The following is a 6,000-nucleotide window of genomic DNA, read 5'->3' on the forward strand; positions in this document are numbered from 1 at the left end:
CCTTATGTGGGTTGAGAAAGGTTGTCTTAATGATTGCAGCGCCCGTGCCAGGTTTTGAAAAATAACTTTATTGTTTTAATTCAATTACTTACGAAATATTGAACCATCTATATGTACGTTATTTGCATGATCTGTCATTTGGCCTTCATGCAGAATGCCTGTATTTTCCAAGACCCTCTCGTAACCATCTGACGTTCATGAACCCGGAAAAGCTCGAACTGCTGATCACCCGCGAAATGCCTTTCGGCAAATACAAAGGGCGGATCATTGCCGACTTGCCAGGCCCCTACCTGAACTGGTTCGCTCGCGAAGGTTTCCCCCACGGCGAACTGGGTGGTCTGCTGGCACTGATGCAGGAAATTGACCACAACGGTCTGTCAGAACTGCTCGAACCGCTGCGCGCCAAACACGGCAAGCCTGCCTCACGCCATTAAGAGCCCACCCATGCCCAGCAACGCCCAAAACGAAGCGCATTGGCAAGCCATCGCTCAACGCTATGACTGCGAGCCAGGCCCCATCAATCTTGAGAACGGTTACTTCGGCCGCATGAGCCGGGCGGTGCAGGCCCAGTACCTGGAGCATGTGGCGTTTATCAACCGCAGCAATGCGGTGTATGTGCGCCAGCGTTTCGAACAGGGCGAAAACATCGAGATCCGGCGCCAGCTCGCCGCCTTGATAGAGGTGGAACCCGAGTCGGTGGCATTCACCCGCAACGCCACCGAAGCCTTGCAGTCGCTGATCCGCAACTACAACCGCCTGCAACCGGGTGACCAAGTGCTGATCAGCGATCTGGAGTACGACACGGTAAAGGGCGCGATGCGCTGGCTGGCGGCGCATCGCGGTGTGGAGGTTATCGAACTGTCCCACACCCATCCGGCCAGTTTCGACAGCCTGCTACAGACCTATCGCGATGCCTTCGCCCAATACCCGCGTCTCAAGCTGATGGCCCTGACCCACGTTACCCATCGCACCGGGCTGGTAATGCCAGTGGCCGCCATTGCTCAGGCAGCACGGACGCACGGTGTTGACGTGATCCTCGACGGTGCCCACGCCCTTGGCCAGATCGACTTCAACTTGACCGAGCTGGGCATCCAGTTCGCCGGGTTCAACCTGCACAAATGGATCGGCGCACCGTTGACCCTGGGCTTCCTGTACATCGCCCCCGAGCGCCTGGCCGATATCGACCCGGACATGGGCGAGTTCCACTACCCCATCACCGATGTACGCGCGCGGACGTCCTACAGCACGCCGAATTTTCCGGCGCTGATGACCTTGCCACTGGTATTGGATGAGCATCGGGCACTGGGTGGCGCGGCTGCCAAAGGTGCGCGGGTCAATTACCTGCGGGATACATGGGTGAGCCAGGTAAGGTCATTGCCGGGGATCGAGGTGCTGACGCCGGATGACCCGAGGCTGTATTGCGGGATTAGTGCTTTCAAATTCAGCGGTCGGGACCAGCAGGCGATGGCGGACCGTTTGCTCAAGGACTACAACCTCTTCACCACGACCCGTGTTGGGGCCTCGTTCGGGACGTGTATCCGGATCACCCCCGGGTTGGTAACCTCGGTGGCGGACATCCATCATTTGGTCAATGCCGTCACCGAACTGCACCGCAGCCCTCTATAAAAGCAGGCGCAGGTTTATTGCAGGCAAAAAAAAGCGGTACACCGACCAAGTGCACCGCAAAAATGCCGTCAAGCACAGCAACAACGATTCGGTAAATCAGATCAATCCAACAGCGCCAGGGCCTGGGCGGTGACTTCCTGGATGCGTGCCCAGTCGCCATTCTTGACCCACTCTGGGTCGAGCATCCAGCTGCCGCCCACGCACATCACGTTTTTCAACGCCATGTAGCTTTTGATATTGGCCGGGCCGACGCCGCCGGTCGGGCAGAATTTCACTTCGCCGAACGGGCCGCCCAGGGCCTTGATTGCCGCTACGCCACCGCTGACTTCAGCGGGGAACAATTTGAAACGACGGTAGCCCAGGCCATAGCCTTCCATGATGCCGGACGCATTGCTGATACCCGGCAACAGCGGGATCGGGCTGTGCACCGAGGCTTCGAGCAAGTCGCGGGTAATCCCGGGGGTGACGATAAACTGCGAGCCGGCCACTTCCGCGGCCTCCAGCATGTGCCGATCCAACACGGTGCCGGCGCCGGTGCACAGTTCAGGACGCTGCTCGCGCAGCACCTGAATAGCCTTGAGGCCGAACTCCGAACGCAGGGTTACTTCCAGCGCCGTCAGGCCGCCGGCCGCCAGGGCATCGGCCAGGGGCAGAATGTCCTGTTCGCGGGCGATGGTGATCACCGGCAGGATCCGCGCCTTGGCGCAGAGGCTGTCGATCAAGGCAACTTTATCCGCCATGGACACGGTCGGTTGAGGGCTTTTCATAGCGGCTGATCCTTGGCTCATGGGCACCAGTAAATCTCTAAAGTAGGTTGCAGAAACGCGCGAATCGGCATGGCGGCGACGTCGTCACTGGCCAGCGCGGCGCTCAAAGTGGTCAATTTCGAACTGCCGGAGATCGACAGCACGGTGTAGCGGGCCGTGGCCAGCAACGCGCGACTCATGGTCAGGCGCTGGTGCGGCACGGTCGGCGCCAGCATGGGCCAGCAACGGCGGGTACCGTCGGGCTGCAGGGCTTCGTTCAGGTTCGGGCTGTTGGGAAACAGCGACGCGGTGTGGCCGTCATCGCCCATGCCCAGCACCAGCACATCGATGGCGGGCAGTTCGGCCAGCAGGCGATCGGCCTGCTCGGCAGCCTCTTCCAGGTTCGCGGTGGCGCTGTACAAACTGAGGAACCGCGCCTTGGCGGCCGGGCCCTGCAGCAGATATTTCTTCAATAGGCCGGCATTGCTGTCGGCATGCTCTACCGGCACCCAGCGCTCATCGGCGAGGGTGATGGTGACCTTGGACCAGTCCAGGCCCTGCTTGGCCAGGTTCTGGAAAAACGCCACCGGGCTGCGCCCACCAGACACCACCAGCGTCGCTTCGCCACGGGCGCTGATGGCCGTGCGCAATTGTTCGGCCACATCGTTGGCCAAACCGTCCGCCAGCAACGCAGGCGTACGGTACTCATGGGCGCTGACGCCCTGCGGCAGTTTCAATTCAGATATCGCCATACCATGACCTCCCATCCCGCGTGATCAGTGCAATGGAGCTCATCGGCCCCCAGGAGCCCGCCGCATACGGCTTGGGCGCATCACCGGATTTTTTCCAACCGGCGATCAACTGGTCACACCACTTCCACGCGGCTTCGATTTCATCTTTGCGAACAAACAGGTTCTGATTGCCGCGCATCACTTCCAACAGCAAACGCTCGTAGGCATCCGGAATGCGCGTACTGCGGTAGGTGTCGGAAAAATTCAGTTGCAGCGGGCCGCTGCGCAGTTGCATGCCTTTATCCAGGCCCTGCTCCTTGGTCATTACCCGCAAGGAAATCCCTTCGTCCGGTTGCAGGCGGATGATCAGTTTGTTGCTGATCTGCAGGCGCTGCTCGGGGGCGAAGATATAGTGGGACGGTTCCTTGAAGTGGATAACGATCTGCGACAGTTTTTGCGGCATGCGCTTGCCGGTGCGCAGGTAGAAAGGCACACCGGCCCAACGCCAGTTGCGGATATCGGCGCGCAGGGCGACGAAGGTTTCGGTGTCGCTCTGGGTGTTGGAGTTTTCTTCTTCCAGGTATCCCGGCACCGGCTTGCCGGCGCTGTAACCGGCGATGTACTGGCCACGCACCACTTGGGTGGTAAGGCCGTCCGGGCTGATCGGCGCCAAGGCCTTGAGCACCTTGACCTTCTCGTCACGGATGCTGTCGGCGGACAGGTCGGCCGGTGGGTCCATGGCGATCAGGCAAAGCAGCTGCAACAGGTGATTCTGGATCATGTCCCGCAGCTGGCCGGCTTTGTCGAAATAACCCCAACGACCTTCGATGCCCACTTGCTCCGCCACGGTAATTTCTACGTGGGAAATGTAGTGCTGGTTCCACTGGGTCTCGAACAGGCTGTTAGCAAAACGCAGCGCAATCAGGTTTTGAACGGTCTCTTTGCCCAGGTAATGGTCGATGCGGTAGGTGCGGTTTTCCGGGAAAAACTGCGCCACGGCGTCGTTGACCTTGCGCGAGGACTCCAGGTCCGAACCGATGGGCTTTTCCAGCACCACGCGGGTGTTGTCCGCCAGGCCGACCTTGGACAAATTCTCGCAGATCGCGCCATACACCGCCGCCGGAGTGGCGAAGTAGGCGATCAGGCGTTGTTCGGTGCCGGCTTTTTCAGCCAGGGCCACGTAGTCGTCGGCTTTCATAAAGTCGACATGGACGTAGGTCAGACGCGCCAGGAAACGCTGGGCGATGCTGTCGTCCAGTTCCTTGCCGACGTATTTACGCAGTTCTTTTTCGATATGGGCCAGGTGCTGCTGCTCGGAGCCGGCTTCACGGGCCAGGGCCAGGATGCGCGTGTCTTCGTGCAGCAGACCTGCACCATCCAGCTGATAGAGGGCAGGAAATAACTTGCGCAGCGCCAGATCACCCAAGGCGCCAAACAGGGCAAAGGTGCAGGGTTCCACGGTTATCGAAGGCATGATGTTTGTTCTTTTATCAAGTTAAGCTACAAATACCTTTTTTCAAGGTATCACTCAAGGAAAAATGTAGTAATAACCACAACATTTTCCCGAAATACGCATTGCGAGTGGTGGTGTTCAGCTACCCTCAGTAGGATAGGCCACCGCAAAAGGCCGCTCGTCGATTGCTTGCCGCCCTTAAATTTGCATCGTCGCCCGAAGGAAAGACTGAATGGACCGCGTGCGAAATCTTCTGGAGCAGATCCAGAGCCGCCTCGAAGACTTGAACAAGGCAGAGCGCAAAGTCGCTGAAGTCATCCTGCTCAACCCGCAGCAGGCCACACGCTTCTCGATCGCCGCCCTCGCCCAGGCCGCCTCGGTCAGCGAACCGACGGTCAACCGTTTCTGCCGCTCATTCGGCGTGAGCGGTTACCCTGAACTCAAATTGCAATTGGCGCAAAGCCTGGCCAGTGGCGCGGCTTATGTCAGCCGCGCCGTGGAGGCCGATGATAACCCGGAGGCCTACACGCAGAAGATCTTTGGCAGTGCCATCGCCTCCTTGGACAGCGCCTGCCAGGCCCTGGACCCGAACCTGATCAGCAAGGCCGTGGACCTGCTGATCCAGGCCCGGCAGATCCACTTCTTCGGCCTCGGTGCTTCGGCCCCAGTGGCCATGGACGCCCTGCATAAGTTCTTCCGTTTCAACCTGGCGGTCACCGCCCACGCCGACGTGCTGATGCAGCGCATGATCGCCTCGGTGGCCCATACCGGTGAGCTGTTCGTGATCATTTCCTACACCGGGCGTACCCGCGAGCTGGTGGAAGTGGCGCGTATCGCACGCAGTAACGGCGCCTCGGTCTTGGGCGTGACCGCCGAGAACTCACCGTTGGCCAAGGCCAGTACGGTGAGCCTGAATATTCCACTCCCGGAAGATACGGATATCTACATGCCGATGACGTCGCGGATCATCCAACTGACCGTGCTGGATGTGCTGGCCACCGGCATGACATTGCGTCGCGGGGTGGATTTCCAGCCGCACTTGCGCAAGATCAAAGAGAGTTTGAATGACAGCCGGTATCCGGTGGGGGATGAGTTTAACTAAGCTCGAATCTCTACCAGCAGTACCGCCGCCATCGCGAGCAAGCCCGCTCCCACAGCGGAATGCGTTGCAAATGTGGGAGCGGGCTTGCCCGCGATGAGGCCATAAGCAACAACGCTAAACTCCAGCCCGAGCCTGCACACTCAGGTGCGCCCGCTCCCACAGGGGAATGCGCTCCAAATGTAGGAGCGGGCTTGCCCGCGATGAGGCCATCAGCAACAACGCTAGACTCCAGCCCGAGCCTGCAAACTCAGGTGCGCCCGCTCCCACAGGGCAATGCGTTCCAAATGTGGGAGCGGGCTTGCCCGCGATGAGGCCATAAGCAACAACGCTAGACTCCAGCCC

General features: G+C 59.6%; 6 protein-coding genes. 3 read left to right on the top strand and 3 right to left on the bottom strand.

All coding sequences use genetic code 11. The features are described 5' to 3' along the window. Nucleotides 1-197: 197 nt before the first annotated feature. Nucleotides 198-434, top strand: coding sequence for a DUF3820 family protein (locus tag QRN41_RS03845; protein WP_285421179.1), 237 nt, complete (start codon nucleotides 198-200; stop codon nucleotides 432-434). Between the two features lie 10 nt (nucleotides 435-444). Continuing rightward, nucleotides 445-1,626 carry an aminotransferase class V-fold PLP-dependent enzyme gene (locus QRN41_RS03850; protein WP_285421180.1) on the top strand — a complete coding sequence of 394 codons (1,182 nt, stop codon included), beginning with the start codon at nucleotides 445-447 and terminating at the stop codon, nucleotides 1,624-1,626. Between the two features lie 101 nt (nucleotides 1,627-1,727). Here the strand turns inward: QRN41_RS03850 and QRN41_RS03855 are convergent, their stop codons facing one another. Genes QRN41_RS03855 through zwf form a run of 3 tightly spaced genes read right to left on the bottom strand, consistent with a single transcriptional unit; the run spans nucleotide 1,728 to nucleotide 4,577 of the window. Further along, nucleotides 1,728-2,393, bottom strand: a complete 666-nt coding sequence (locus QRN41_RS03855; RefSeq protein WP_026067364.1) for a bifunctional 4-hydroxy-2-oxoglutarate aldolase/2-dehydro-3-deoxy-phosphogluconate aldolase — start codon at nucleotides 2,391-2,393, stop codon at nucleotides 1,728-1,730. A gap of 17 nt (nucleotides 2,394-2,410) precedes the next feature. Next, nucleotides 2,411-3,124 (bottom strand): 6-phosphogluconolactonase, encoded by a 714-nt coding sequence (gene pgl, locus QRN41_RS03860; RefSeq protein ID WP_034100055.1) that lies wholly within the window; start codon nucleotides 3,122-3,124, stop codon nucleotides 2,411-2,413. Continuing rightward, nucleotides 3,111-4,577 carry a glucose-6-phosphate dehydrogenase gene (gene zwf / locus QRN41_RS03865; RefSeq protein WP_034100057.1) on the bottom strand — a complete coding sequence of 489 codons (1,467 nt, stop codon included), beginning with the start codon at nucleotides 4,575-4,577 and terminating at the stop codon, nucleotides 3,111-3,113. The genes pgl and zwf overlap by 14 nt, the downstream gene beginning before the upstream one ends. Nucleotides 4,578-4,797: 220 nt before the next feature. Between zwf and QRN41_RS03870 the strand changes: the two genes are divergently transcribed. Beyond that, on the top strand, nucleotides 4,798-5,658 hold the full coding sequence (locus QRN41_RS03870; protein WP_169868275.1) for a MurR/RpiR family transcriptional regulator: 861 nt from the start codon (nucleotides 4,798-4,800) through the stop codon (nucleotides 5,656-5,658). Nucleotides 5,659-6,000 lie beyond the last annotated feature (342 nt).

It is taken from the genome of Pseudomonas sp. efr-133-TYG-23, from assembly GCF_030209215.1.
Taxonomy (GTDB): Bacteria; Pseudomonadota; Gammaproteobacteria; order Pseudomonadales; family Pseudomonadaceae; genus Aquipseudomonas; species Aquipseudomonas rhodesiae.

Bases quoted from the DNA above. Each gene is read 5' to 3' on its own strand.
- QRN41_RS03855 (WP_026067364.1), bottom strand. From the start codon at position 2,393: ATGAAAAGCCCTCAACCGACCGTGTCCATGGCGGATAAAGTTGCCTTG.
- QRN41_RS03850 (WP_285421180.1), top strand. From the start codon at position 445: ATGCCCAGCAACGCCCAAAACGAAGCGCATTGGCAAGCCATCGCTCAA.
- zwf (WP_034100057.1), bottom strand. From the start codon at position 4,577: ATGCCTTCGATAACCGTGGAACCCTGCACCTTTGCCCTGTTTGGCGCC.
- pgl (WP_034100055.1), bottom strand. From the start codon at position 3,124: ATGGCGATATCTGAATTGAAACTGCCGCAGGGCGTCAGCGCCCATGAG.
- QRN41_RS03845 (WP_285421179.1), top strand. From the start codon at position 198: ATGAACCCGGAAAAGCTCGAACTGCTGATCACCCGCGAAATGCCTTTC.